This is a genomic window from Psychroflexus lacisalsi (assembly GCF_020164495.1).
GTDB classification, from domain to species: domain Bacteria; phylum Bacteroidota; class Bacteroidia; order Flavobacteriales; family Flavobacteriaceae; genus Psychroflexus; species Psychroflexus lacisalsi.
The window spans coordinates 311,762-338,001 of sequence record NZ_JAIQYZ010000002.1 but is presented as its reverse complement, the minus strand read 5'-3'; the positions used below and the strand labels follow the sequence as shown (position 1 = coordinate 338,001).

The window sequence follows — 26,240 nt, the reverse complement described above, 5'->3', positions numbered from 1 at the left end:
TTTTGCTTCCAAAATTTTAAAAATGAAATCACTTTTTAGTATTTGCATATGTCTCATATGTTTTGTTTCCAATGCTCAAATTAAAAATGAAGTTCTCTTTAAAATTAATGATGACGAACACAGAGTTGAAGAATTTGTGAATTCTTTTCAAAAAAATGCTGATCTCATTTCCTCATCGAACGAATCTATTGAACAACACCTCGATCGATTCATAAATTTCCACTTAAAGCTTAAGTCTGCTTATCACCTTGGACTAGACACCCTTCCTTCTTTCCAAAAAGAGTTCGGTAGGTATTATAAACAAATAGCTGATAATTACATATCCAATGGTGAAGTGACCGAAGCCATGGTGAAAGAAACTTATGACAGAACCAAAACTGAAGTGAGAGCCAGCCATATTTTATTAAACCTTCCAAATACTGAAGCCGATACAACTGCTGTTTATCAAAAAGCTTTGATGCTAAAAAAGCGTATTGAAAATGGTGAAGATTTCGAAAGTTTAGCCAAACAGTTTTCTGATGATCCTTCGGTGAAAGCCAATGGAGGTGATCTTAACTGGTTCAATACTTTCAAGATGGTTTACGAGTTTGAAAATACAGCTTACAACCTAGAAGTTGGAGAAGTCTCCGACCCTGTGAAAACAGATTTTGGCTACCATATTATCAAAAAGACTGGTGAGCGTCCATCCAAAGGTCAGTTAAAAACGGCTCATATCATGTTGCTTCCAAGCGATTCCCTTCAGGATCCAGAGGTAAGAATTCAAAAGATATACAAGCGTTTACAAGAAAGTGAAGACTTTCACGAGCTGGCGATCAAATACAGTCAGGATCCCAATACAGCAAGTAATGGAGGTTATGTTTCGCCTTTTAGTCTGGGAGGATTAAATTCAAAAGTTTATGAAAACGAATCCTACGAACTTGAAAATGAAGGCGATTATACCGAGCCTTTCAAGACAAGATTTGGCTGGCATATTGTCAAATTAATTGAAACTATTCCTTTAGAGCCTTACGATGAGGTGAAGGATGATTATAAGAGAAGACTTAAAAGTTCTTCGCGTTCAAAAGTATTAGTTTCCAAAATCAAAGAAGATTTAGAGAAATTGTACGAGGTGGAAATTAGCGAAAAAGCTAAAAATCACTTTTTGGGTTTAATGGATGAAAGTTTTTCTAAAGGAAAATGGAATTATGAGCCTGATGAAACGTCTACGTCTCAATTCATTTTTCGTGTAGAAGACCATCAAGTAGATTATAAAACCTTCGGGGAATATCTGGAAAGACAGCAACGCAGCTTATCCAAATTACCAGCTAATGAGGTTGTCCTCGAAACCGCTGTTGATGATCTTGTGTACAGTGAACTTCTCAACTATCACAAGACCAAATTACCAGAAATCGATAAAGAGTTCGGGGAGAAAATTGATGAATACAAAAACGGTATTTTGATTTTTGATTATATGTCAGCTAAAATCTGGGAGCCAGTCTCAAAAGATTCTTTAGCACAAAAGAAGTATTATGAAAATCACAAAAAAGAGTTTGTCATTCCTTCTAAAGTGCAAGGACAGCTTTACACTTCTAAAGACAAAAAATCACTGAAAACTCTTAGATCAGAATTGAAAAAGAGAAGCAAGACAGACACTTTGGCTATTAATTTACCGGAAAATATAATTATTGAAGAAGTGACTCTTGCTGAAGATTCAGACAAACTTCCGAAAAAATTTAAATTTAAAGAGGGATTAAGTAAAATATATAAGCACTTGGACCAGTTTATGATAATGGATGTAAAGGAAGTTGAAATTTCAAAAATCCCAGAATTTAAAGAAGTAAATGGTAAAATCATAAGTCATCTTCAGAATCAAAAAGAAGAAGATGTAGTTTCAGAATTGAGAGCTGATTATGATGTCGAAATTAATAATGACGTTTTAAAACAATTAAAAGAAGAACTTGAGAAATAAACAGTTAATACTATTGATTTTATTTTCCTTTACCTTAGGGGCTTGTTCTCTTTTTTCAGAAAAAGAAAATTCAGATTACGTCGCACGGGTGAACACCCATTACCTAGAATTTGATGAGCTCAACCAACATATTTCAAAGGACTTGTCTGAACAGGATAGTACAATCGCAGCAAAAACTTATATTCAGAATTGGGCAACAGATAAACTTTTGTTGGATAGGGCCAAGCTGAATTTGCCAGAAGAAAAACAAATTGATTTTAGAGAGTTGGCTAAAAAATATGAGGAGCAGCTGTTTAAAAAAGCTTATAAAGATGCTCTTATAGAAAGGGAATTAAAAGATGTTATTGATTCATCTGATGTGGATGAATACTACAAAAACAACAAATCTAATTTCAAGCTCAATGAAGAGTTGGTCCAATTGCGTTATTTGCAATTAGATAAAAAAATGAAGGCTTTGAAAGACATAAAACGTCAGTTTCAACGTTTTAATCCTGAAGATATGCTATCATTGCAAGAGAAATCTTTGGAATTCAAATCCTTATCGCTTAATGACTCTATATGGGTTAGGTATTCTGAAGTTGTAAAAGAGTTCAAGGAAAGTAAAGGTTTACAACTAGATAAGACTGAGCTCTTTAAATCGGGATATTTTATTGAGATTGAAAATGAAAATGATCTATATTATATTTTTATTAAATCAATTTTAAAACGAAATGAGGAAGCGCCAATTGGATATATAAGACCTACGATTGAGCAAATATTACTCAATAGGAAAAAAATAAATATTGCTAAGAAAATTGAAAAAGAGATTACAAAAGATGCTACAAAAAATAATGAATTTGAAGTCTATTAATGTAATTACAATAGTTGTAATTATGCTTATTACCTTGACTTCTTCTGCTCAGGTAACTGTTGATGAAAAAGACAACCTACTCAAAAATTCTGATGTTGCTCCTGAAGTACTAGAAGCAACCAAGGTTACTAAGGACGGAAGAATAAAAATTGATGGTGTTGCCGCAGTTGTTGGAGATTACCTCGTACTAGAAAGCGATATTTCCAAAGCTTATCTGGATATGAAAAATCAACAGATCGGTGAAATCTCCTATTGCGATGTTGCAGAAACCATAATGGAGAATAAGTTATTTGCTCACCATGCGAAACAGGATAGTTTACCTTTTAACCCAGCGAGAGTAGAGAGTTTTACAGATCAACAAATCAGCCAATTTGTTAGTCAGGTGGGAAGTATGGAAAGACTTCTTGAGTTTTATAAACTCGAGGATGAAACTGAGCTGAGAGGTCAACTCAATGAGATCAATACACAAAGAATGCTGGCAGAGGAAATGCAAGGGGCTATTGTGGATGAAGTCGAGATCACTCCGGAAGAAACCAGAGATTTTTTCGAAGCTATTCCAGAAGATGAAATCCCTTTGATCAATGATGAGGTAGAGCTAGCTCAAATTATTGTACGACCAGAAGTTGGAGAAAAAGAGCGACAAGCAGTTATCGATAAACTGAATTCTTTTAGAGACGATGTCTTATCTGGAGGAAGCTTTGCTACAAAAGCCGTTTTATATTCCGAGGATAGAGGTTCTAAAAGTTCGGGTGGAAAGATTACACTTACTAGAGATGATAACTATGTAAAAGAATTTAAAGATGCTGCTTTTAGTTTGCAAGAAGGAGAGATCAGCAAGCCTTTTGAAACTGAATTTGGATGGCACATTTTGACAGTTGACAGAATTAGAGGTCAGCAGGTGGATGTAAGACACATATTGCTTTATCCTGAAATCAGCTCTGAAGCCATAGAGAAAGCAAAAGAGGAAATTGAAAAAGTAAGAGAATTAATCGTTGATGGTTCTGTAAGTTTTAGAGACGCTGCTAGAGAAGTTTCAGATGAAAAAGAAACCAGAGAAAGTGGAGGTCAGCTTATCAATAATGCCACCGGCGATAGAAGATTTGAGTTGACTAAAGTAGACCCTGCAATTTACGATCAGGTAGTAGATCTTAAGGAAAATGAGGTTTCTCTTGTAATAAAGGATTCAGAACCAAGAACAGCAAAGGTGTTTTTCAAACTTATCACCGTGACCAAGAAAATACCGGAACATATTGCTGAATTTAGTGAAGACTATACACGTATTCGTGAATTGGCCCTACAGCAGAAAAAACTTAAAGAAATAAACGCCTGGAAAGGGGAGAAAGTAAAAGACACTTACATTAAAGTAAATGGAGATTATAAGGCTTGTGAGTTTTCCAAATCTTGGATAAAAAAATAGTATGCCAGACGTTGCCGATTTAGATGATTTTGTAAAGAAGTATGAAATCTTAAAATCTGAGATCGCTAAAGTTATAGTGGGTCAGGATAAGGTTGTAGATACTATTCTTTTATCTATATTTTCTGGAGGTCATTCTCTTCTAGTAGGAGTTCCCGGATTGGCTAAAACTTTAATGGTAAATACCATATCTCAGGCTCTTGGGTTGGATTTTAGCAGAGTTCAATTTACACCAGACCTAATGCCAAGTGATATCATAGGTTCTGAAATTCTTGATGAGAAAAGATCTTTTAAATTTTTGAAGGGACCTGTGTTTACAAATATTTTATTAGCAGATGAAATAAATAGAACTCCTCCAAAAACTCAAGCTGCACTTTTGGAAGCGATGCAGGAGAAAGCAGTCACAGTGGGAGGTAAAAACTATTTGTTGTCAAATCCATATTTTGTTCTTGCTACGCAGAATCCTATCGAGCAGGAGGGAACTTATCCGCTTCCCGAAGCTCAGCTAGACCGATTCATGTTTGAAGTCAACTTAAAGTATCCTAGTTTTCAGGAAGAAGTTGATGTAGTGAAAGCTACCACACAGAATAAAGAAGTCAAAGTTAAAGCTCTCTTTAATGCTTCAGAAATTATTCAACTTCAGAAGTTGATTAGAAAAATGCCGATAGCAGACAATGTTATAGAATACGCAGTTAACCTAGTAAGTAAAACCAGGCCGAATACTGAAAAAAGTTCAGATTTCATAAACACTTATGTCGATTGGGGAGCAGGACCCAGAGCTTCGCAAAATCTTGTTTTGGCAGCCAAAACTCATGCTGCTACTCGAGGTAAATATTCTCCAGATATTGAAGATGTAAAGGCGGTAGCCTTAGCAATTTTGAGGCACAGGGTAGTGCGTAACTATAAGGCTGAAGCTGAAAATATTTCCATAGAGGAAGTGGTCAACAAACTGTTATAAATATTATTGATACTCAGTCTAAATTATACTTCGAAGAGACTATAATTCGTAATTTTCATTTACATTTTTATCAATTTATCATTTTTGTTTTATAAAAAATGCAAATATGATAATTATATGTATTAAAATTGCGGTTAGTGTGAAATATTGTCAGGGATTTTGCTTTAATCTTACAGATTTTCTAAATTCATCCAAAAACGTTATTTTTGCAATCTAAAATTTATATACTATGGCTTTTGATATCAATATGATAAAAGAAGTGTATAGCCAGATGTCGGAAAGAGTTGAAAAAGCTCGTGAAGTCGTTGGCAAACCACTTACACTTTCAGAAAAAATTCTTTATTCCCACCTATGGGAAAACAAACCTAACCAGAAACTTACCAGAGGTAAAGATTACGTAGATTTTGCCCCAGACCGTATCGCTTGTCAAGATGCGACAGCTCAAATGGCTTTGTTGCAATTTATGCAGGCAGGAAAAGAAAACGTTGCGGTACCTACTACTGTTCATTGCGATCACTTGATTCAAGCTAAACAAGGAGCTGCTAAAGATCTTCAAAGAGCAAATGAAACCAGTAATGAAGTTTTTGACTTTTTAGAATCTGTATCTAGTAAATACGGTATAGGATTTTGGAAACCCGGAGCTGGAATTATTCACCAGGTTGTATTAGAAAATTATGCATTCCCAGGAGGTATGATGATTGGTACCGATTCTCACACCGTTAACGCTGGTGGATTGGGGATGGTTGCTATTGGAGTAGGTGGTGCAGATGCAGTAGATGTAATGGCTGGTATGCCATGGGAGCTTAAATTCCCTAAACTTATTGGTGTAAAGTTAACCGGTGCTCCACAGGGGTGGACGGCTGCTAAAGATGTGATCTTGAAAGTTGCCGAAATTCTTACTGTAAAAGGTGGAACAGGATGTATTGTTGAATATTTCGGAGAAGGTGCCAAAAATTTATCTTGTACAGGTAAAGGAACAATCTGCAATATGGGTGCCGAAATTGGAGCAACAACTTCTACTTTTGGTTATGATGATTCCATGGAGCGTTTCCTCAGAGCGACAGATAGAAATGAAATTGCAGATGAAGCCAATAAAATAAGAGAACACCTTACTGGTGATCAAGAAGTCTATGACAATCCAGATCAGTATTTTGATCAGGTGATTGAAATCGATTTGAATACATTAAGACCTCACCTTAACGGTCCTTTTACTCCAGATTTAGCTACACCAGTCGGTGAATTAGGAGAAAAAGCTAAGAAAAATGGTTGGCCAATTAAAGTTGATTGGGGGCTTATAGGATCTTGTACCAACTCTTCTTACGAAGATTTAACAAGAGCCGCATCCATTGCTCAACAAGCAGTTGACAAGAAGTTAATTCCAAAATCAGATTTCGGTATCAATCCAGGTTCTGAGCAAATTCGTTTTACAGCAGAGCGTGATGGTTTATTGAAAGTTTTTGAAAACTTAGGTGCAACTATATTCACAAATGCTTGTGGACCTTGTATTGGACAATGGGATAGAAGCGATAGAAAAGGTGAAGAAAAAAATACAATTGTTCACTCTTTTAATAGAAACTTTTCCAAGCGTGCCGATGGAAACCCAAATACGCATGCCTTTGTTGGTTCGCCAGAGATGGTCGCCGCAATAGCAATTGCAGGTCGTCTAGACTTTGATCCAATGAACGATACTCTTATTAATGAGGATGGAGAAGAAGTAAGGCTAGACGCTCCAAAAGGTATTGAATTACCTGAACTAGGATTTGATGTAGAAGACAATGGTTTTCTAGCTCCAAAAGAAGATGGAAGCTCTATTAATATAAAAGTAAATCCTGATTCTAATAGAATTCAACTTTTAGAGCCATTCGATCCTTGGGATGGTAAAAATCTTACAGGAGCCAAATTGCTAATAAAAGCTCATGGTAAGTGTACAACAGACCATATTTCTATGGCTGGTCCTTGGTTGAAGTATAGAGGGCACCTAGATAATATCTCAGAAAATTGTTTGATTGGTGCAGTGAATGCTTTTAATATGAAGACTAACTTTGTAAAAAGTCAGTTGGATGGAAAACATGATGCTGTTCCCAAAACACAAAGAGCTTATAAAGCTGAAGGCATACCAACGGTAGTTGTGGGAGACCATAACTATGGTGAAGGGTCTTCACGTGAACACGCTGCTATGGAGCCAAGACATCTTGGTGTAAGAGTCGTTTTGGTGAAATCTTTTGCAAGAATTCATGAGACGAATTTGAAAAAGCAAGGAATGCTAGGAATTACTTTTGAGAACGAAAGTGACTACGACTTGATTCAAGAAGATGATACGTTTAACTTTGTAGATCTTAAGGACTTTGCAGAAGGCAAACCTTTAACTATTGAAGTTGTTCATGCCGATGGGTCGAAAGACACTTTCAAAGCAAATCATACGTATAATGCTACTCAGATTGGATGGTTTAAAGAGGGTTCAGCTCTTAATATGATTAAGAAACAGAATAAGGCTTAAAATCATTTTTTAATAATAATTATCAAGAAGCCATCCGCCTCATGTGGATGGCTTTTTTTATTCCAATACTACATCAAATCATGTCAAATAAAGAAAAAAAAGAAAAGAGCCTTATACAGAAACACTGGAGTAACCTTCTATTTGGAGTATTCATTGTGTTGATCATCATTCCTCAGACACGTCAGCCAATTCAGGTTTTTCTAAATAGGATTATAGCCTTCAGCCCTTCTGAAATTAGTCAATCAGACCGTGAAACCTTAAAAGATTATGAGTGGTATTTCAAAAATGAAAACAATCAAACTGTAAATTTTACGCAATCTGAAGGAAAGCCAGTTTTAGTTAATTACTGGGCAACGTGGTGCGCGCCATGCATAGCAGAAATACCAGACCTTCAAGAGCTGTATTCAGATTATAAGGATGAGGTTGATTTTTACTTTATCACTTCAGAAAAACCTAAAACAGTTGAGGCTTTTCTGGACAAAGAAGGCTATAACCTTCCTGTGTACTATTTTCTTTCAAGTCCACCAGATTTGCTAACAAGTTCGAGTTTGCCAACTACTTTTCTCATCAATGGCCGAGGTGAAATCGTGATGAAAAAGACTGGTGCTGCCAACTGGAATAGTAAAACCGTAAGAAAGACAATTGATAAATTAAAGTAAAGACTTAGAGGAGGTGAGTAGATTATTTTAAATTTGATCAAAAATAATATGAGTAATAGTATACATCAGCTCGTCGCTACAGATATAAAAGGAAAAACTTTTGATTTCTCAACCTTAAAAGGAAACAAAGTTATAATTGTAAATACTGCTTCCAAATGCGGTCTGACCCCTCAATATGAGGATCTGCAGAAGCTTTATGATACTTATAAAGATTCTAACTTCAAGATTATAGGGTTTCCAAGCAATGATTTTATGGCACAAGAACCTGGAAGTAATGATGACATATCAAGGTTTTGTGTAGAAAATTATGGGGTTTCTTTCCAGATGATGGGTAAAATCAAAGTCAAAGGAGAAGATAAACACGATGTGTTTCAGTTTTTGACGGATAAATCTTGGAATCAAAAAGTGGATAGTCAGGTAGAATGGAATTTTCAAAAATATCTTTTGAACGAAAAAGGAGAACTTGAAAAAGTTATCTCCCCTCAAACTTCACCTTTAGATAAAGAAATTATTGACTGGATTGAGGCATAGGAATAATTATAAGTAGGAGAAGTTTTTAAAAGGCCTCTCCTACACCTATATAAAATCCATTTTCATCTGGAGTTATAGCATAATCGAACCTAAGATACACGTCTTTTTGTTGAAAAAGTAAAAATCTAGCGCCTACACCAGCAGCCCATTTAACTTCTTTCATTTCGAGTTCGTTCCATTCTGAAAATACATCGCCAACCCCAGCAAATACTGTTGCTCCAAGACGTTTTGAAAAGCCTAAATCCAAAGGTAACATCCTGTATTCTACCTGTGCAGCAATCTGATTCTCATCACGAAATCTACCTCGGAAGTAACCTCTCATAATGTTTTCTCCACCCATTTGGGAAAGTTGATTGAAAGGGATATCGCCACCAAAATTAAATTCACCCATAAGTTGCATGGCTAATACATTTCTTTTATTGAAAGATTTGAAAAAGCGAGTATCTGAAATAACGCTACTAAATTCGACGTCACTTTTCCAAAACGTGTTATAATCTAAAAAGGCAACTTCACTGAAAAAGGCATCTCTTTCATTCAAAACATTTCGGCGCTGATCAAATACTAACCCTAAACCAAGCCCTAAGTTTGTGGTTCCTTCTGCACCAAATGGGAGTGGGAAATCCACATTTTGATTGCTGTCAGGATCTTCAAAAGAGACATTTCTCAAGCTTACAAAATCAGTCTCCAGACCTAAATAAAAGTTTTCTGCTAGTCTTCTAAGTACTCTTTCTCTTATTCTTATCTGAGTAGCATCTACAAGTGCGATATTATCCTCCGGAACATCATTTCCAATTCCGTAATACTTCAAGGGAAACTGTTCAAAATTTAAATCTCCAAGAAAAAACCACTTATCTTTGTCTGAGTAAATTGCGTGATCTACGCGCAAACCGTATTGAGACTTTAAGGTCATAAATCCATAAGCATTGATCTCGCTCAAGCGATTGCTGGTATCTTCTTTAGCGTAATAGACATATAAAGGAGCAACACCAAATTCAATCCCAGTTTCTGGTCTATACCCTATAACAGGGTAAAAAAAGAATTGTGATTTTTCTTGAGATACTGTGTCGTTGACTATCCTATTGACATAATCCTTGAGAAATCCGAATGTTTCCTTTTCTGAATTTTCTTCTTGAGCTTTCATAGTATTGCCCAAAAAAATAAGACTGATAAGAATTAGGATATAAGTTTTTTTCATAATAAAAAATGTCTTTCAAAACTAATTTATTATTTAACTCTAAACGGTCACATAGTAACTGCTTAACAATTACAAGGCGACTTTTAATATTTAATTTCGAAAAGTTTATTTTTTAGATGTGGTTTAGGAGGTTTTGGAGTAGGTTAAGTAAGTGAAGTCAATTTTATGCCTTTCATCTTTTTCGTGGTATTCAGAACTTTTAAGTTCCCAAACTGATTCCTCTATTTCTGGGAAAAAAGCATCTGCTTCAAAGGTATCGTGTACCCTGGTAAGTTCGATTTTATCCGCATAAGGCAAGGCTTGCTTATAAATTTCACCACCACCAATGATAAATACTTCATCTTCACCAGAGCAATTCTTTAGTGCGTCTTCCAAGTTGTGAACCACTATTGCTCCTTCCTTTTCGTAATCTTTTTGTCTGGTGATGATAATGTGCTTTCTGTTTGGAAGTAACTTAGGGAATGACTCAAACGTTTTACGCCCCATAATGATATGATGATGAGAAGTAATTGCTTTGAAGCGTTTAAAATCATCTGGCAGGTGCCAAATAAGATCATTGTTTCTGCCTAAGGCATTGTTTTCTGCTGCAGCTGCAATAATGGTTACCTTCATAAATCATTATTTTTTTGGATTTCAGTCGAACCTGTATCTATAGGGTGTTTCTTATCAACTTTTTTCTGAAGCTCGCGCAGTCTCTCCAGTTGTTTCTCGACCAACTTATTCATTTGTTTTTCCTCCCATTCTTTTCCCATCAGATTATTCACTACAAACACATTGATGACGTGAACAAGAAAGAAAAAAAGCCAAATCAGAATAGCAGTTACAAACCAATTCATGCCAAGAGGTTTGAATTCAGATTGGTAACCTATAACAACATTCAAAACAATGAAAATGACAGAACCTGCTATAAAAAATACCAGGTGCGTCATTAACCTTTTCTTTTGTTTGACGCGTTGATGAGCATTTTCATAAAGCGCTCTGATTTCGGGGTCTATTTTCTTTTTTGAATCCATTTTAAGTATATTAGAGCACAAATTTACTAATACTTTTATTGACTTATCTATGACAAGCCTAAAAAAAGAATTCCCTTTAATTACAAGTTACACCTATTTAAATACACCCTTCACAGGCGTTTTGTCCTCTTCTGTTCAATCCAAAATAAGAGTACTCGAAGATGACTACAGGTTGCGAGGAAGTCTTTTTACAGATGAAAATGAAAACAGTCTAGTAGAACAAACAAAAACAATTATTTCTGAAATTTATAATGCAAAGATTGATGAAATAGGAATTTTAAATAATTTCTCCACCGGATTAAACCTTATTTTGAATGATCTTCCTGAGAAATCTAAAGTTCTATTGTTGGCCCAAGATTATTCTTCCGTAAATATGCCGGTGAAATCAAGAAAATTTGAAGTTCATGAAGTAGATATTGATCTAAATATATGCGAAGAGCTTCGACAAAATTTTCTGAAGCTAAAACCAGATTTTTTCATATTCAGTATTACACAATTTATAAGTGGATTTCAGCTTGACTTGGAATTCTTAAAACATCTAAAGCAAGATTTCCCGGATACTAGTTTTATAGTAGATGCCACTCAATACTGTGGGACCGAAGCTTTTGATTTTGAAGATTCTCCATTTGATGTATTTGGAACCAGTGGTTACAAATGGCTCAATGCAGGTTTAGGAAATGCTTTTTTCCTTATGAAGTCTAGTTTTGTAGAGAAATATCATTTCACTTCGATTGGAAGTAATTCACTTCAAGAAAAACCAAGTGGACATCCTCGGCCAACTGGATTCTTAGAACCTGGTCATTATGATATTTTAGCTGTAGCAAGGCTTAAGTTTGCTTTGGAATTTCATTATAAAACTATTGGTCTCAAGTATATTGAACCGAAAATTAAAGAACTTTCCAAAAGGGCAAAGTCAGAATTTTTGAAGCTAAACCTATTAGATAAAAATGTAATAGAAGAGGATTCTATACAGAACATCTTTAGCCTCAGAGGAGAGGAACATCATATCGATCTTCTAAAAGAGCGAGGAATACTTTCTGCCTTCCGGGGAGGTAGAATACGAGTAGGTTTTCAATATTTCAATACTGAAGATGATTTACAAAACTTACTAGACGCAATTCAAGAATTTTAAAACTTGACTTAGGTCGATATCAAGATATTATTTTTTTGAATGTGTAGTTTTTATAATATTTAGTTTCACTCTCAAAAACCCTATCGATACTTAGGTTTGCTTTCGAGGCCAGCCATTCTACTGTATCATCGTCATATTTCTGAGAAATTTCAGTATGAATGGTTTCCCAGGTTTTGAAGTCAATATCTAAATTGAGTTTTGCGATTCTTACGTTTTGAGCCTTTTTACTTACCAAAAAACTTTTGGCAGTTCCTGTTTCAGGATCGTAGGTTTCCCAGTGCAAGAACTCATCAAGATCAAAATTACCATCCAATTCTGTGTTGATTCTTGCGAGTAAGTTTTTATTAAACGCCTCAGTTATACCATTTGGATCATCATAGGCGTCAATAACAACCTGAGGATGCTTTTTTTGATCAAACCCCATAAAAAGGAGATCTTCAGGAGACATATTTTCCTGTATCTTTTTTAGAAAGTCTATCGCATCGCTGTGCATTAAATTACCAATATTAGAGCCTAAAACAAGAATTATCTTTTGTCTTTGATTGTAACTGGAAAGCTGATTCAAAACTTCAAAGTAGCTTCCTTGTAAAAGTTCAAAATCCACTTTGGGAAGCTCTTGTTCCAAATCGTTTCCAAGTTCATTCAAAACGTTTTGACTTATATCTACTGGCAAATACCTGAAATTTGCCTCGATCTCTGATAAATGCTTCAGAAGCAATTTTGTCTTTTTTCCATCGCCTGCCCCAAGTTCTATGAGATCAAAACCTTCATTGAGATTGAATTTTTCTGCTATTGTAGGCGATTGATTTTGAAGGATGCTATATTCACATTCAGTCAAATAATATTCTGGCATAGCCATGATGTCCTGGAATAATTTATCTCCTTTTTCATCATATATAAATTTTGAGGAGAGTCGCTTTGGATATTTAGTAAGTCCAGATATGACATCCTTTTCAAATGCAGTATAAGTTGTTGGTTTTGCTGTTGGTTCCATGAAGTTTTTTGTCGATTTATTTTGCTAACCTTAAGCCACTCTGTTGCCACCTCATGTGAGGATGGAAAAAATTTCTGTATGTTTTTCTTGTATGCTTGTTTGAGGTCAAGGCTGAACCTCCTCGAAGTACTTTCTGATTGACCATAAATTTACCATTGTATTCACCAAGTGCTCCTGAAGCTTTTTGATAGTTAGGGTATGGTAAATAAGCACTTTCTGTCCATTCCCAGCGTTTTCCCCAGGAAAATTGTTCTTGTGCTATTTCCCATTCAGACTCAGTTGGAAGTCTGCAACCTTTCCACTGGGCAAATGCAAAGGCTTCATAATAAGAAATATGGCTTAAAACATGACTTGGGTCTAAGTATTCGAGACCGGTTAAATGATATTCTTCCCAGCCTTCTTTGGTTTTTTGCCAATATAAAGGATGTTCAATCTTTTCGTTTTGTATCCAATCCCAGGCATCAGCATGCCAAAGCAAAGGATCTTTATAACCATCGTTTTCTATAAACTCTAAAAACTCTCCATTAGTGACCAGCCGATTGCTGATTTCAAAATTTTCTAAAAACACTTTGTGTGCTCCAGATTCATTATCATAACTAAATTCGTTGGTATCGTGTCCAATTTTGTAAAGTCCTTCCTTAACCCTAAACCACTTTTGTTCAAAATCTTCATTAGTTTTCTCATCAAAATCTGGATTATATACCGGAAATAGTGGATTATGACCAAAGCAGTATTTGATATCCATTAACAGCAATTCTTGATGTTGTTTTTCATGGTGAATACCAATGTGAACTAAATCTAAAAGCTCTTTGTCTTTTGACGTTTCAAGTAGTTCCTTCATAGCTTTAGTAACATGAGTTCGGTATTGGAAAATATCACCGACCGTTGGTCTGGACATGTTGCCTCTATTGGCCCTCATCACTCTTTCGCCTTTCGTCTCATAGTAGCTATTAAATAAAAAGGGAAAGTCTTTATTGTAAAGCTGGTAGTCTTTTTTGTGTTTGGTTAAAATGAATACTTCAAAGAACCAACTCGTATGGGCTAAATGCCATTTTGTGGGTGATACAAACTCAACAGGTTGTATAACAAAGTCTTCTGTTTGAAGGGGTTCGCAAAGCAGTTTAGAAAAAGCTCTTGTTTCTATAAATTTCTGAATCATAAATCAGTTTTTTTTGAATTTACTAAAAAAGCCTTGGTTAGGTAAATTACTTTTGAATAATTTACCTTGCACTAAATAGCGACTTTACCCTTGATGTGGGGGTGAGGATCATAGTTTTCCAGCGTAAAATCACTAAATTTAAAATCGAAAATAGATTTGACTTTAGGATTGAGTTTCATAGTTGGTAACGGTCTAAATTCTCTTGAAAGTTGGAGCTCAACTTGTTCGAAGTGATTGTTGTAGATGTGAGCATCTCCGAAAGTGTGTATAAAATCTCCTAATTCCAAATCGCAAACCTGAGCAACCATCATTGTGAATAAAGCATAAGAAGCAATATTAAAAGGAACACCTAAAAATACATCGGCACTTCTTTGGTAGAGCTGGCAGGACAATTTCCCGCCGGCAACATAAAATTGAAAAAAAGCATGACATGGTGGTAGCGCTGCTTTCCCATTAGCTACATTGGTTTCAAAAGACTCGGAGGTATCTGGCATTACACTTGGATTCCATGCAGAAACCATCATTCTTCGGCTATTTGGATTTGTTTTTAAGGTGTGTATCAATTCTGAAATTTGGTCGATGTCTTCGGAATTCCAATTTCTCCATTGGTGACCGTAAACAGGACCCAAGTCTCCATTTTCGTTAGCCCATTCATTCCAAATCTTAACTCCATTTTCCTTTAAATATGAAATATTAGTATCTCCTTTCAGAAACCAGAGTAATTCATAAATGATGGATTTGAGATGAACTTTTTTAGTCGTGACAAGCGGAAAACCTTCATTAAGGTCAAATCTCATTTGATAACCAAACACACTCTTGGTTCCAGTTCCAGTTCTGTCACCTTTCTGGACACCATTTTCGAGTATATGTGAAATTAAATCGTGGTACTGTTTCATGAAACTAGAGTTTGGTTTAAAAATAGAAATTTTATTGACTAGACTTGAGGAATTTCAAATAGAATTTATCAATTTGATTCATTTGTAATTAAAATTCTAAAGTAGTGTCTAACCAAGAATCATCCCAGCAATGGTCGCAGACATGAGCGAAGCAAGTGTTCCTCCTATCAAAGCTCTTATTCCAAATTCTGAAAGTGTTTTTCTTTGACCTGGTGCCAGAGAACCAATACCACCAATTTGAATACCAATAGAAGCAAAGTTTGCAAATCCACATAGCATGTAAGTTGCCATGATAACTGACTTTTCAAAATTCAAACTAAGTACGTTTGCCGTGTTTTTGAGTTCAGCAAGCTGAATGTATCCTACAAATTCGATCGCAACTAATTTAATACCAAGGAGTTGTCCCATTAACATGACATCTTCTTTGGCTACACCGATGAGCCACATTAGGGGAGCGAAAATAATTCCCAAAATGGCCTCAAGAGAAAACTTATTGTAAGGAGTATTTTCAGCTACTAAAGCATTAAGATTTGTAAATTCTCCTATTTTTTCAAATCCGTAATTGATAAAAGCAATTAAAGCAACAAAAACAAGAAGCATTGCAGCAACATTGGCAGCTAGTTTCAGGCCTTCAGTAGTTCCATTGGCAATGGCATCAAGGATGTTCGATCCAATTTTTTCTGAAGATACCTCTACGTTCGTATTGACTTTTTGTTGTTGTGGATATAAAATTTTAGAAATTACAATTGCACCTGGAGCTGCCATTACCGAAGCTGCTAAAAGATGTTTTGCAAATGCTAGTCTCATAATAGGGTCGTCTCCTCCAAGAAAACCAATGTAGGCTGCCAAAACCCCACCAGCGACTGTAGCCATGCCACCAATCATAACCAAAAGTATTTCTGAACGTGTCATACGTTCCAGATAAGCTTTTATCATAAGCGGGGCTTCAGTTTGACCCAGAAATATATTTCCAGCCACACTCAAACTCTCAGCACCGGATATTCCTAATAATTTGGAAAGTATCCAAGCCAAAGCACGTACTACTTTTTGAATGATCCCCAGGTAGAACAAAATAGAAGTCAAGGCTGAAAAGAAAATGATAGTCGGGAGAATCTGAAAAACAAAAATATACCCGTAAGTACTCGTATCCATCAGGTCACCGAGAAGAAATTCAGAGCCTGCCGAGGTGAAATCTAAAATCTTCACGAAAATATTTCCAACAAATTCAAAAGCGGATTGAACAAAGGGAACTTTTAAAACCCCGATGGCTAAAATTAGTTGAGCTAGCAAGCCAAAACCTACTGTTCTCCAGTTTATGGCTTTTTTATTTTTACTAAGTACAAAGGCTATCAAAAGAAGACTGAGCATTCCTAAGACACCTCTCCATAAACTATTGAAGCTAAAATTTTGATTAGCTACAATGACTTTAGACTCTAATTCTTTATTAGAGCCAACAAAATTTTTGGACTTTTGTTTTTTAAGTTGCAGGTGAAATGTACTTGAAGATAAGGTGATTAAGGAGTCAGAATTGAATTGAACTGCAAACTTTGTTTTTTCTAAAGCTCTTAAGTTTGGAACTAGCTCAAGTGTATCATCGCTTAGCTTGTAATCACCTTCATAGATAAGCTCTTTTTGGTCATGCTTAATACTAAAAAGTGAATCCTTAAAACTTATAATCTGCTGATCCTCAAAATATGTAGCTGAATCTTGATTTTGTTCTAATTTTATTTTCCAGTCACCTTGAAACGATTGAGAAAAAAGTAGAGTGGGAAGACACAACAAAAGTGCCCAGGTAAAGATTTTCATACTTTAGCTTCGTTTAGAAATTTCATCACGAATCTTTGCGGCTCTTTCATAATCTTCGTCATTTACAGCTTTATCTAAAAGCTCATTCAGTTTTTTTGTAGTCATTTGACTGAACTCATTTTTGAAAGAAGATTTTCTTTCATCTTTTATGTCTTCAGTTTTTTCAAGATTTTCTGAGCTGTAAATATCAGCATCCTGATTCTTATCGCTCAGAAAAATTCCTGCCTTGTCCAAAATATTCTTGTAAGTAAAAATAGGAGCATCAAATCTCAAAGCTAAAGCAATGGCATCACTTGTTCTAGCATCTATAGTTTCTTCAATGCCATCTCTTTCGCAAATAAGACTTGAATAAAAAATACCATCAACAAGTTTGTGTATGATGACTTGTTTTATTGAAATTTGGAATCTGTCTGAAAAAGTCTTGAATAAATCATGAGTAAGTGGTCGGGGAGGTTTAATCTCTTTCTCTAAGGCTATAGCGATAGACTGTGCTTCGAAAGCCCCAATAACAATTGGCAACTGTCTGTCACTGTCCATATCACTAAGTAGCAGGGCATAAGCCCCATTTTGGGTCTGGCTGTAAGAAATTCCTTTTATGCTAAGTCTAGCTAAGCTCATACTACATTTTATTGAATAAAAAAGCGGTCTAAAATTTAAGAGCTGCTTAAAAATTAGACCGCCCTTAGAGGGGCACAATTTATAAAAATTATGAGTTATTCGCCTTAAATTCCTTCAGTTTTTCAATCAGTTGAGGAACGACTTCAAAAGCATCACCTACAATTCCATAATCTGCTGCTTTAAAGAAAGGCGCTTCTGGATCTGTATTAATGACCACTTTATTTTTGGAAGCACTAATACCAGCCAGGTGTTGGATAGCACCAGATATACCAATAGCAATATATAAATTGGAAGCTACTGGTTTTCCAGTTTGTCCCACGTGTTCTCCATGAGATCTCCATCCCATGTCACTTACAGGTTTTGAACAAGCCGTTGCAGCACCAAGAACGTCTGCAAGCTCTTCAATCATTCCCCAGTTTTCAGGACCTTTCATACCACGACCGGCAGAAACTACTACCTCAGCATCGGCAATGCTTACTTTATCTTTGTTTTTATCGACAGATTCCACGTTTATTTTAAAATTATCATCAGTTAATTCTGGTGAAAATTCTTCTTCTGAAAGGGATACCTCATTTTCTTTAAGACCAAAAGCATTATTGGACAATCCTAAAACTTTTACATCTGTAGAAATTGAAGTCATATTAAATGCTTTGTTGGTAAAAGCTGTTCTTTCTACCACAAATCCGTCTTCAAGTTTTGGTAAAGCAACTACATTGGAGGCATAACCAGCATCAAGATTTACTGAAAGTAGTGGAGCTAAATATTTAGCATTAGTACTTTGACTAACCACTACAACTTTCGCTTCCTCTTTTTTAGAAGCTTGAGTAATTACTTCTGCGTAAGCATCAGCATTAAATTTTGATAACTTGTCATGAGACACTTTCAAAACCTTTTCAACTCCATAAGTTTTGAGTTCGTCGACATTTTCAGCATTAATAGTAACTGCGGTTACGCTTGTTCCCATTAAATCTGCAATTCCTTTGGCAAACGAAGCAACTTCATAAGCTGCTTTCTTAAGCTTGCCATTCTCTGATTCTGTATATACTAAAACTGACATAATCTTTATTTTAAAAAGTTATATAGCTTTTGCTTCATTGTGAAGCAAGTCTATCAATTTATCTAAATTATCTGCATCTACAAGTGTTACTTCACCTTTAGGTTCGGGTTTTCTGAAGCTTTTAGCTTCAGTTTGTGTCTCTGCAGAAAGGGGTTCGACAACATTCAACGGTTTTTTTCTAGCCATCATTATTCCTCTCATATTAGGTATTTTGAGATCGCTTTCTTCAACAAGGCCTTTCTGACCACCGATGACTAAAGGTAATGAAGATTTTAAAGTTTCTTTACCACCATCAATTTCTCTTACAGCTGTTGCTGTTTCTCCATCGATTTCGAGACTAACACAAGTATTGATGAAATTAGCTCCAATAAGCTTAGCAAGCATTCCTGGTACCATTCCTCCATTATAATCAATTGATTCTCTACCAGCAATTATAAGATCGTATTCACCATCTTTTGCAACTTTCGCCAGTTCTTTTGCTACTTGAAAACCATCAAGTGGTTCAGTATCAATTCTATGAGCAGTATCTGCTCCAATAGCAAGAGCTTTTCTTATTGTAGGTTCAGTGTCTTTTCCTCCAACTGTCACCACATCTACGGAGGCTCCTTGTTTTTCTTTAAACCACATTGCTCTGGTTAACCCAAATTCGTCATTAGGATTAATAACATATTGAACTCCGGTAGTATCAAATTTTGTATCGTTTTCTGTAAAATTGATCTTCGAAGTCGTATCAGGAACGTGACTAATACATACTAATATTTTCATGATTTTGAATTTTTTCTTGAATGATACAAATATAGTAGTTTCCTTTCAAAAATACTATGCATGCATAATAAAATTTTTATAAGATTCTTATGGTATATAGAAATTTGAATTACTATTTTTGTTTTTTCTTTTTAATAAAGGTAAATACATTTAAATGAGGACAATTCAATTTAGAGAAGCTATTGTAGAAGCAATGAGTGAAGAAATGCGTGCTGATGAAACTATCTACTTGATGGGAGAAGAGGTTGCAGAATACAATGGGGCATACAAAGCATCCAAAGGAATGTTGGACGAGTTTGGAGAGAAAAGAGTTATTGATACGCCAATTTCCGAGCTAGGTTTTACTGGAATAGGGATTGGATCTGCCATGAATGGTAACCGTCCCATCATTGAATTCATGACTTTTAATTTTTCTTTAGTTGGTATTGATCAAATTATAAATAACGCTGCTAAGATGCGACAAATGTCTGGCGGTCAATTTAATATTCCTATTGTCTTTAGAGGTCCAACAGGTTCTGCTGGTCAGTTGGGAGCAACACATTCTCAGGCTTTTGAAAGCTGGTTTGCTAATACTCCAGGCCTTAAAGTTGTCATTCCATCAAATCCTTACGATGCCAAAGGTTTACTGAAGTCAGCTATACGTGATAATGATCCTGTCATTTTTATGGAAAGCGAGCAAATGTACGGCGATAAAGGAGAAGTGCCTGAAGAAGAATACACTATTCCGTTGGGTGTTGCAGACGTAAAAAGAGAAGGAACGGATGTTACGATCGTGTCTTTTGGAAAAATTATAAAGGAAGCCTATAAAGCGGCTGAAGAACTTGAAAAAGAAGATGTCTCTTGCGAAATTATAGATTTAAGAACGGTCAGACCTTTAGATTATGATGCTATTTTGAAATCTGTAAAGAAAACAAATAGACTTGTGATACTTGAAGAATCATGGCCTTTTGGAAATATATCCACAGATATCACTTACAAAATTCAAAATGAAGCTTTTGATTACCTTGACGCACCTATTATTAAATTAAATACAGCGGATACTCCAGCTCCATATTCTCCGGTGCTTTTGGAAGAATGGCTGCCGAACAGCAAAGATGTTGTAAAAGCGGTTAAGAAAGTATTATATATTTAATTTTAATCAACTCAAATAACTAGCTTCATTTGTACAAAATTACATTTGAAGCTTTTTTTTATTTAATGAAAAACATCCTGTCCTTATTATTTCTTTTTTTGACACTGTCATCATTTGCTCAAACTAAAGTGAGTGGTTACGTCAAAGACACGTTTGGAAATCCAATACCTTACGTCAATGTGTTTTTTTCAAACTCATCTGAAGGGACTATTTCTGATGAAAATGGAAAATTTTACCTTGAGTCTAATAAATCCTATTCAGTGTTGGAGTTTTCTTTCATGGGCTTTAATAATTTAAAATTACCTCTGGAGAAAAAAATCACTTATAATATAGAAGTTAAACTTGAAGAGAATTCTTCAGAACTAAGCGAAGTTATAGTTTATTCAGGAAAAACTTCAAAAAAAAATAATCCAGCAATAGATATTCTTGAGAAGATTTGGAAAAATAAACGCGAAAACGGAATTAAAAAGTTTGATCAATACCAGTATGATAAATACGAAAAACTTGAATTCGATCTTAATACAATAGACAGTTCACTTATAAATTCAAGGATTTTTAATGGAATGGAATTCATTTTTGACGATTTGGATACCAACAATGTTACTGGTAAAACATATCTGCCAATTTTTCTTAACGAAGCTGCCTCCAAAGTATATGGTAGCAATGTCCTTGATGCTGAAAAGGAAATCCTATTGGGTAACAAAAACTCTGGCTTTAGTAACAACCAAAACCTTATTGCATTTATAAAAGATCTCTATGCAGATTATAATATTTATGATAATTACCTGAAATTTTTCAGTAAAAGCTTCGTAAGTCCTTTGTCAACAACTGGAGTTGATAATTATAATTACGTTTTAACCGATAGCACCTTTATTGAAGATAAGTGGTGTTACAATATTGTATTCTACCCAAGACGTAAGGGGGAATTGAATTTTAAGGGAGATTTCTGGGTAAATGATACGACCTGGGCTATTAAGAAAATTAATCTTTCCATGTCCAAAGGAGCAAATATTAATTGGGTGAAAGATGTGTATATAGAGCAAGAATTCGATGTCCTTAACGACTCAGTTTTTTTAATTACCAAAGATTTGTTTATGACTGATTTTTCCATAAACAAAAAAGAAGAATCGCGAGGTGTCTATGGCAAACGGACTACGCTTTATGATAATTATACTTTTGATAATCCTAAGGGAAATGCATTTTACAAGTATCAACCAGAAGTTTTTAATGAACAAGCTTATAACAGAGATGATAAATTTTGGGCTCAAAACAGACAAGAGGAACTGAATAAAGATGAACGTCAAGTATACAATATGCTTGATACGTTGCAAACAGTCGATGCTTTTAAGAGGCTTTATAATGTAGGTACTATATTGGCAACTGGCTATTGGGAACAAAAAGGTTGGGATTTTGGACCGGTATTTTCTACGTTTGGATATAATGAAGTAGAGGGAATTCGTTTAAGAGTTGGAGGAAGGACTTATTTTTCTCAAAACGATAAATGGAGACTACAGGGTTTTTTGGCTTATGGTTTTGGAGATGATAAGTTTAAATATGGCCTTTCCGGAAAATGGCTGATAGACCCAAAGATGAGGCTTATTATTAGTGGAGGAAATCGCAGAGATGTTGAACAATTAGGAGCTAGTCTTACAAACACTACAGATGTATTGGGAAGAAATCTGGCATCTTCATCTGTACTTACAGTTGGTTCCAATACGAGTCTTACCAATATTAATCTGACTAGTTTATCATTAAGCTTTGAGGCGTTTAAGAATTTCAACATGAGATTTGAAAGTAACTTTAAGCGTCTAGAATCTGCTTCAGATCAATTTAGTCTTGATTATTTCTCAAATCCAGAACGTACAGAAACTAAAGGTGTAACAGAACAAGTTGAAATTTCTACTGTTGCTCAATTTTCGCCAGGCCGTAAAACTACAGGGTATGGTGTGGAGCGCGTCATAGTAAACGATGATGATTATCCAGAATTTCTACTCAATTATACTAAAGGTCTTGGAAATATAACCACTTCAGACTTTGATTATGAAAAAATCCAATTCTATTACAGACAGCCTATACAAATAGGTGGATTCGGTAAATTTGTCTCAAATATTGAAGTAGGTAAAACCTTTGGGCAAGTACCATTAAGTCTGCTGGATATCGTTCCTGGAAATCAGACTTTATTTTCCATACAAGGAACATTCCCTCTTTTGGATTTTTATGATTTTGTTACAGATACTTATGCCAGCGTGAATTTTGAGCATAATTTTAATGGAAGATTTTTCTCAAGAATTCCCTTTTTAAGAGAATTGGATTTGAGAGAGATTATTTCTGTAAGAGCAGTTTCTGGAAGTATTTCAGAAGAAAATCAATTGCTGAACGCTTCTTTCACAAATTCGGTATTGAGAGCTCCAGACCAGGAGCCTTATTGGTCATATAGTATCGGAGTGGATAATATATTCAGAATTCTCAGGATAGATTTTCACTTCAGAGGAAATTATAACGATATTCCTGGAGCCCGAAAATTTGGGGTCACAGGAGGTTTTGGATTCAGTTTCTAAAAAATTTTCAAATAAAATAATTCGGAGTTAGGGTTGCTCTCTTTAGTGTTGTTCTATAAGTGAACTATAAAACAAAAACACAATGAAAACCTTAAAAACGATACCAGGAATTTTAGGATTAGCACTTCTATTTTCTTGTTCTTCAGACGACTCAAGTACAGACCCAAACCTGGCCAATGTTCCAAAATCAAATCTCGAAATCAGAGCTATGGCAACTACTAATGCTAATACAGCAAGTGGGGCAAAATCAGCATCTGACGTAGAAGTTTCAGAATTTCTTATCAACATCAAAAACATTGAGTTCGAATTTGCAGACGGATTCGGAATTCCAGAAAATGGATCCGGAAGCTCAGATGATGATGACGATAATATCAACTTTGAAGAATTACCAGATGAGATCGTTGCTTATTTAGATGAAAATTATGCAAACGATCCTTTCTGTAAAGGAGAGTTAGAAGATGATGACGAGGACGATGATCCCTACAGATATGAGATCGAATTACAAAGCGGAACCGAAATTTATTTTACAGAAGACTTCAGCGTTTATGCTATCGATCCCGATGATGACGGATGTGAAATAAATGATAACGATGACGATGATGATCGGTTTGATTCTGAAGATGAATTTGAATTGAACGGTCCATTTGAGCTTAGTTTGAACTCTGGCGAAGTGACTGTAGTGCAAGTAGATATTCCAGTGGGAGAGTATGAAGAAGTCGAATTTGAGATGGAAAGGAGTAATAATTCTACAAGCGACCTTTACCAGAAGTCTATCTTAATCAGAGGAACAATTTCAGGAACACCATTTGAATTTTTCCATACTCTGGAAGAAGATTTCGAAGTAGATTATGAGGATGCAGGACAAAATCTTGTGATCACAGAAGATAATAGTAATTCAATAGTATTTGAATTCGATCTCGTTTCAGTATTCAATCATGTAGATCTTTCTAATGCAACAGATGGCAATGAAAACGGTACTATAGAAATAAGTCCTGAAGATGAAGATGGAAACAGACAGTTGGCGAATAGAATCAAAAATGCCATTAAGCAATATGTAGATCTTTTAGATGATTAATTAATGTTTGGTTTTAAATTTAGAATCCCTGTTACGCAAGTAGCAGGGATTTTTTTGTTGGCTAATATTAGCTTTTTCTGAATTTGCTCCCATTTATTTAATGTAGAAGCTTTCTTTAAGATCTTGCAAACTTAAAACAGGGGTTTGGGCTTGTGTTAAAACTGAAGGTTTTGATTTGAACCCAGCTAATCTTATCAAGGCTTATTGTTGCTACCTATTGTAACTAAAGGAAACTTTATAGGAACAGTTTTATAATTCGTCTCCTAGGGTATTGTTGAAACTTGATAGGATAAAGACTTTATCGAAGATTACATCAAAATCTATTTTTAACCTCAATTGTTCCAACTCCTTTTCTTCCAAACCATAACCAATATGACCTACTAAAATGAGCTACCAAGTTAAAATGCACTTTTTCTAATGGTTTTTTTGTGGTGAAATTGATTGAGTCTGCGAACTTCAACAGCTATGTCATTATCAATAGAAAAATCTGGTGTTCTGTTTCCGCTTGGCTCATAGATGAAATCTGTATACTCTATCGATTTTAAATACGCTAAGACATTTTTTTCCTCTCTCTTCAAATCTTTTTTAGGATTTTATCTCCTTTCTAATTTTAGATTTAATCTGGCTTAAAATGATAAGAACGGCAATAATAGGAATGGTTCCAATGAAAAGTGAAGAGGTTTCCTCTCCGTTAATAAGTTTGAAAATGATAAGACCTAAAAAGACTACCCAAATGAAAAAAATGATGTAAAAAATTATACTCAAAATATTAAGCTTTTTCTTTAAATCTTGTTGTGAAGGCTTTTGGTTTTCATCCATATTATGTCATTTAGATTTTCTCGAAAGTTAATAAACTCTGTTCTCCAGAATCATCGTCTTCATCTATTAATTCAATTTTGCTTGGATTAGCAAAAGCTTCAACAAACCAATCTTCGTCTAGTTCCTCCAACACATCACTTTCTTCAATATCGATTTCAAACACCAGCTCATCGTCATCAATTTCAGCCAGCCAATCCCCTGTAAACGTATCACCAGAAGCTAAATTTTCTACGAAAATAGTATTATCAGTATTGAATGTGAATCTATAGTCTTCATAAACTAGTGTTTGATCTTCTGCATCATCATTGATGTAAGTTATAATTCTGAACTCCCCTGAGGTTATGAAAGTAATAAATTGTTGTAATCTTGAAGAGTCATTATCATCAAAAATACTTGGATTAAAACACTCTGAATCAAGATTTTGAATTGCAGCGTTGAGCTCTAGATTGGAGGTTATAGATTCGTTTTGCCCCTCAATGAAAATATTAATGGGATAAATGATTTGATAAAAACTATTATTTAGTTTTAAACTTTGTGTTAAGTTATAAAGCTGAGCTCGGTTTTGAACGGCTCTACTGTTGGTAAATCCATTATTGGCATCAAAAATATTAATATTAAGAGGGTAATTATATTCCAGGCAATTAATTTCAGTGCTTCCTTCTACACCTGCATTTACAGTTTCAAATTCAGCTTGGTTTTCAACTGAGATCAATTCGTAATTTGGTAAAGAAATATCAACAGGGAACGTGATATCAATTTCATAGTCATTTGGAATGTCGGTTAGCTCGTCAATCAAAATTCGGTAATCGTCAAATTCAGTAATAATAAATGTGGTTTCAGAATTCAAAATCACTTCAAAAGGGAACTCAAGTCTAAGACTATTTGTATTGTCTATAAAATCATCAAAAGCTGTAGGGTTTTGCGTAAGTCTTGAGATAAGATTACTCAGCTCACTTTGGCTGGATAAACTTGTAGTGTCTTCAACTTGTTCAAAAAATTCTTCATCCTGGCAACTAGCAAGTAGAACTATAATCAAAATGAAATAAAGTTGCTTCATTGTTTGTAAATTTATAAAAACCCTTTCATATATAACAAATATGATTCATTTTACCCTAAGTATGTGGTAGGGTAAAATTATATTAAATTGTTTTATTACTGTACAGA

24 protein-coding genes are annotated in these 26,240 nt (G+C 35.0%); 11 read left to right on the top strand and 13 right to left on the bottom strand.

Annotated features, from left to right (window positions below; translation table 11 throughout):
* The first annotated feature begins 22 nt into the window (after positions 1 to 22).
* The 7 genes from LB449_RS08885 (at position 23) to LB449_RS08855 (ending at position 8,857) form a co-directional block, all read left to right on the top strand.
* Positions 23 to 1,948 carry a peptidylprolyl isomerase gene (locus LB449_RS08885; protein ID WP_224454751.1) on the top strand — a complete coding sequence of 642 codons (1,926 nt, stop codon included), beginning with the start codon at positions 23 to 25 and terminating at the stop codon, positions 1,946 to 1,948.
* Positions 1,938 to 2,798 carry a hypothetical protein gene (locus tag LB449_RS08880; protein ID WP_224454750.1) on the top strand — a complete coding sequence of 287 codons (861 nt, stop codon included), beginning with the start codon at positions 1,938 to 1,940 and terminating at the stop codon, positions 2,796 to 2,798. The genes LB449_RS08885 and LB449_RS08880 overlap by 11 nt, the downstream gene beginning before the upstream one ends.
* Positions 2,779 to 4,215 (top strand): peptidylprolyl isomerase, encoded by a 1,437-nt coding sequence (locus LB449_RS08875; RefSeq protein WP_224454889.1) that lies wholly within the window; start codon positions 2,779 to 2,781, stop codon positions 4,213 to 4,215. Before LB449_RS08880 ends, LB449_RS08875 begins: the two co-directional genes overlap by 20 nt.
* A 1-nt stretch (position 4,216) precedes the next feature.
* Positions 4,217 to 5,170, top strand: a complete 954-nt coding sequence (locus LB449_RS08870) for an AAA family ATPase (protein WP_224454749.1) — start codon at positions 4,217 to 4,219, stop codon at positions 5,168 to 5,170.
* A 229-nt stretch (positions 5,171 to 5,399) separates the two neighbouring features.
* Positions 5,400 to 7,667, top strand: a complete 2,268-nt coding sequence (locus LB449_RS08865) for an aconitate hydratase (protein ID WP_224454748.1) — start codon at positions 5,400 to 5,402, stop codon at positions 7,665 to 7,667.
* Positions 7,668 to 7,747: 80 nt separating this feature from the next.
* Complete coding sequence (locus LB449_RS08860) at positions 7,748 to 8,326, top strand: TlpA family protein disulfide reductase (protein ID WP_224454747.1); 579 nt, start codon at positions 7,748 to 7,750, stop codon at positions 8,324 to 8,326.
* A 48-nt stretch (positions 8,327 to 8,374) separates the two neighbouring features.
* On the top strand, positions 8,375 to 8,857 hold the full coding sequence (locus LB449_RS08855) for a glutathione peroxidase (protein ID WP_224454746.1): 483 nt from the start codon (positions 8,375 to 8,377) through the stop codon (positions 8,855 to 8,857).
* A gap of 25 nt (positions 8,858 to 8,882) precedes the next feature.
* Here the strand turns inward: LB449_RS08855 and LB449_RS08850 are convergent, their stop codons facing one another.
* The 3 genes from LB449_RS08850 to LB449_RS08840 all read right to left on the bottom strand — a co-directional run bounded on the left by LB449_RS08850 (position 8,883) and on the right by LB449_RS08840 (position 11,065).
* Entirely contained in the window at positions 8,883 to 10,052 is a 1,170-nt protein-coding gene (locus tag LB449_RS08850; protein ID WP_224454745.1) for a BamA/TamA family outer membrane protein, read from the bottom strand.
* A gap of 123 nt (positions 10,053 to 10,175) precedes the next feature.
* Positions 10,176 to 10,664 (bottom strand): dihydrofolate reductase, encoded by a 489-nt coding sequence (locus LB449_RS08845; protein ID WP_224454744.1) that lies wholly within the window; start codon positions 10,662 to 10,664, stop codon positions 10,176 to 10,178.
* Positions 10,661 to 11,065, bottom strand: coding sequence for a 2TM domain-containing protein (locus LB449_RS08840; RefSeq protein ID WP_224454743.1), 405 nt, complete (start codon positions 11,063 to 11,065; stop codon positions 10,661 to 10,663). The genes LB449_RS08845 and LB449_RS08840 overlap by 4 nt, the downstream gene beginning before the upstream one ends.
* 49 nt (positions 11,066 to 11,114) lie before the next feature.
* Here LB449_RS08840 and LB449_RS08835 point away from each other — a divergent pair, with 49 nt between their 5' ends.
* Positions 11,115 to 12,197 (top strand): aminotransferase class V-fold PLP-dependent enzyme, encoded by a 1,083-nt coding sequence (locus LB449_RS08835; protein WP_224454742.1) that lies wholly within the window; start codon positions 11,115 to 11,117, stop codon positions 12,195 to 12,197.
* A gap of 19 nt (positions 12,198 to 12,216) precedes the next feature.
* Here LB449_RS08835 and LB449_RS08830 read toward each other — a convergent pair whose 3' ends face one another.
* The 7 genes from LB449_RS08830 to LB449_RS08800 form a co-directional block, all read right to left on the bottom strand.
* Entirely contained in the window at positions 12,217 to 13,191 is a 975-nt protein-coding gene (locus tag LB449_RS08830) for an L-histidine N(alpha)-methyltransferase (protein WP_224454741.1), read from the bottom strand.
* A 16-nt stretch (positions 13,192 to 13,207) separates the two neighbouring features.
* A complete protein-coding gene (gene egtB, locus LB449_RS08825; protein ID WP_224454740.1) occupies positions 13,208 to 14,350 on the bottom strand; it encodes an ergothioneine biosynthesis protein EgtB in 1,143 nt (380 codons plus the stop codon).
* Between the two features lie 71 nt (positions 14,351 to 14,421).
* Complete coding sequence (locus tag LB449_RS08820) at positions 14,422 to 15,246, bottom strand: thymidylate synthase (RefSeq protein WP_224454739.1); 825 nt, start codon at positions 15,244 to 15,246, stop codon at positions 14,422 to 14,424.
* A gap of 108 nt (positions 15,247 to 15,354) precedes the next feature.
* A complete protein-coding gene (locus LB449_RS08815) occupies positions 15,355 to 17,052 on the bottom strand; it encodes a NupC/NupG family nucleoside CNT transporter (protein ID WP_224454738.1) in 1,698 nt (565 codons plus the stop codon).
* 3 nt (positions 17,053 to 17,055) lie between these two features.
* Positions 17,056 to 17,670: a bifunctional nuclease family protein gene (locus LB449_RS08810; protein ID WP_224454737.1), complete on the bottom strand. Its 615-nt coding sequence runs from the start codon at positions 17,668 to 17,670 to the stop codon at positions 17,056 to 17,058.
* A gap of 88 nt (positions 17,671 to 17,758) precedes the next feature.
* On the bottom strand, positions 17,759 to 18,727 hold the full coding sequence (locus LB449_RS08805; RefSeq protein WP_224454736.1) for an electron transfer flavoprotein subunit alpha/FixB family protein: 969 nt from the start codon (positions 18,725 to 18,727) through the stop codon (positions 17,759 to 17,761).
* An 18-nt stretch (positions 18,728 to 18,745) separates the two neighbouring features.
* Entirely contained in the window at positions 18,746 to 19,492 is a 747-nt protein-coding gene (locus LB449_RS08800) for an electron transfer flavoprotein subunit beta/FixA family protein (protein ID WP_224454735.1), read from the bottom strand.
* 154 nt (positions 19,493 to 19,646) lie between these two features.
* On the opposite strand from LB449_RS08800, the gene LB449_RS08795 reads away from it, so the two are divergent.
* The 3 genes from LB449_RS08795 (at position 19,647) to LB449_RS08785 (ending at position 24,257) form a co-directional block, all read left to right on the top strand.
* The gene (locus LB449_RS08795; protein WP_224454734.1) at positions 19,647 to 20,624 is read left to right on the top strand and encodes a pyruvate dehydrogenase complex E1 component subunit beta; all 978 of its coding nucleotides are present in this window, start codon (positions 19,647 to 19,649) and stop codon (positions 20,622 to 20,624) included.
* 65 nt (positions 20,625 to 20,689) lie between these two features.
* Positions 20,690 to 23,182: a DUF5686 and carboxypeptidase-like regulatory domain-containing protein gene (locus tag LB449_RS08790; RefSeq protein WP_224454733.1), complete on the top strand. Its 2,493-nt coding sequence runs from the start codon at positions 20,690 to 20,692 to the stop codon at positions 23,180 to 23,182.
* 82 nt (positions 23,183 to 23,264) lie between these two features.
* Positions 23,265 to 24,257, top strand: coding sequence for a hypothetical protein (locus LB449_RS08785; RefSeq protein WP_224454732.1), 993 nt, complete (start codon positions 23,265 to 23,267; stop codon positions 24,255 to 24,257).
* A gap of 398 nt (positions 24,258 to 24,655) precedes the next feature.
* Here the strand turns inward: LB449_RS08785 and LB449_RS08780 are convergent, their stop codons facing one another.
* Genes LB449_RS08780 through LB449_RS08770 form a run of 3 tightly spaced genes read right to left on the bottom strand, consistent with a single transcriptional unit; the run spans position 24,656 to position 26,133 of the window.
* On the bottom strand, positions 24,656 to 24,835 hold the full coding sequence (locus LB449_RS08780) for a hypothetical protein (RefSeq protein ID WP_224454731.1): 180 nt from the start codon (positions 24,833 to 24,835) through the stop codon (positions 24,656 to 24,658).
* Between the two features lie 7 nt (positions 24,836 to 24,842).
* A complete protein-coding gene (locus LB449_RS08775) occupies positions 24,843 to 25,076 on the bottom strand; it encodes a hypothetical protein (protein ID WP_224454730.1) in 234 nt (77 codons plus the stop codon).
* Positions 25,077 to 25,086: 10 nt separating this feature from the next.
* Positions 25,087 to 26,133, bottom strand: a complete 1,047-nt coding sequence (locus tag LB449_RS08770; protein ID WP_224454729.1) for a hypothetical protein — start codon at positions 26,131 to 26,133, stop codon at positions 25,087 to 25,089.
* Positions 26,134 to 26,240: the final 107 nt, after the last annotated feature.

What these genes read in the sequence shown, in the direction of transcription:
- LB449_RS08885 (WP_224454751.1), top strand. Translation starts at nt 23, where the DNA reads ATGAAATCACTTTTTAGTATTTGCATATGTCTCATATGTTTTGTTTCC.
- LB449_RS08875 (WP_224454889.1), top strand. Translation starts at nt 2,779, where the DNA reads ATGAATTTGAAGTCTATTAATGTAATTACAATAGTTGTAATTATGCTT.
- LB449_RS08870 (WP_224454749.1), top strand. Translation starts at nt 4,217, where the DNA reads ATGCCAGACGTTGCCGATTTAGATGATTTTGTAAAGAAGTATGAAATC.
- LB449_RS08865 (WP_224454748.1), top strand. Translation starts at nt 5,400, where the DNA reads ATGGCTTTTGATATCAATATGATAAAAGAAGTGTATAGCCAGATGTCG.
- LB449_RS08860 (WP_224454747.1), top strand. Translation starts at nt 7,748, where the DNA reads ATGTCAAATAAAGAAAAAAAAGAAAAGAGCCTTATACAGAAACACTGG.
- LB449_RS08855 (WP_224454746.1), top strand. Translation starts at nt 8,375, where the DNA reads ATGAGTAATAGTATACATCAGCTCGTCGCTACAGATATAAAAGGAAAA.
- LB449_RS08850 (WP_224454745.1), bottom strand. Translation starts at nt 10,052, where the DNA reads ATGAAAAAAACTTATATCCTAATTCTTATCAGTCTTATTTTTTTGGGC.
- LB449_RS08845 (WP_224454744.1), bottom strand. Translation starts at nt 10,664, where the DNA reads ATGAAGGTAACCATTATTGCAGCTGCAGCAGAAAACAATGCCTTAGGC.
- LB449_RS08840 (WP_224454743.1), bottom strand. Translation starts at nt 11,065, where the DNA reads ATGGATTCAAAAAAGAAAATAGACCCCGAAATCAGAGCGCTTTATGAA.
- LB449_RS08835 (WP_224454742.1), top strand. Translation starts at nt 11,115, where the DNA reads ATGACAAGCCTAAAAAAAGAATTCCCTTTAATTACAAGTTACACCTAT.
- LB449_RS08830 (WP_224454741.1), bottom strand. Translation starts at nt 13,191, where the DNA reads ATGGAACCAACAGCAAAACCAACAACTTATACTGCATTTGAAAAGGAT.
- egtB (WP_224454740.1), bottom strand. Translation starts at nt 14,350, where the DNA reads ATGATTCAGAAATTTATAGAAACAAGAGCTTTTTCTAAACTGCTTTGC.
- LB449_RS08820 (WP_224454739.1), bottom strand. Translation starts at nt 15,246, where the DNA reads ATGAAACAGTACCACGATTTAATTTCACATATACTCGAAAATGGTGTC.
- LB449_RS08815 (WP_224454738.1), bottom strand. Translation starts at nt 17,052, where the DNA reads ATGAAAATCTTTACCTGGGCACTTTTGTTGTGTCTTCCCACTCTACTT.
- LB449_RS08810 (WP_224454737.1), bottom strand. Translation starts at nt 17,670, where the DNA reads ATGAGCTTAGCTAGACTTAGCATAAAAGGAATTTCTTACAGCCAGACC.
- LB449_RS08805 (WP_224454736.1), bottom strand. Translation starts at nt 18,727, where the DNA reads ATGTCAGTTTTAGTATATACAGAATCAGAGAATGGCAAGCTTAAGAAA.
- LB449_RS08800 (WP_224454735.1), bottom strand. Translation starts at nt 19,492, where the DNA reads ATGAAAATATTAGTATGTATTAGTCACGTTCCTGATACGACTTCGAAG.
- LB449_RS08795 (WP_224454734.1), top strand. Translation starts at nt 19,647, where the DNA reads ATGAGGACAATTCAATTTAGAGAAGCTATTGTAGAAGCAATGAGTGAA.
- LB449_RS08790 (WP_224454733.1), top strand. Translation starts at nt 20,690, where the DNA reads ATGAAAAACATCCTGTCCTTATTATTTCTTTTTTTGACACTGTCATCA.
- LB449_RS08785 (WP_224454732.1), top strand. Translation starts at nt 23,265, where the DNA reads ATGAAAACCTTAAAAACGATACCAGGAATTTTAGGATTAGCACTTCTA.
- LB449_RS08775 (WP_224454730.1), bottom strand. Translation starts at nt 25,076, where the DNA reads ATGGATGAAAACCAAAAGCCTTCACAACAAGATTTAAAGAAAAAGCTT.
- LB449_RS08770 (WP_224454729.1), bottom strand. Translation starts at nt 26,133, where the DNA reads ATGAAGCAACTTTATTTCATTTTGATTATAGTTCTACTTGCTAGTTGC.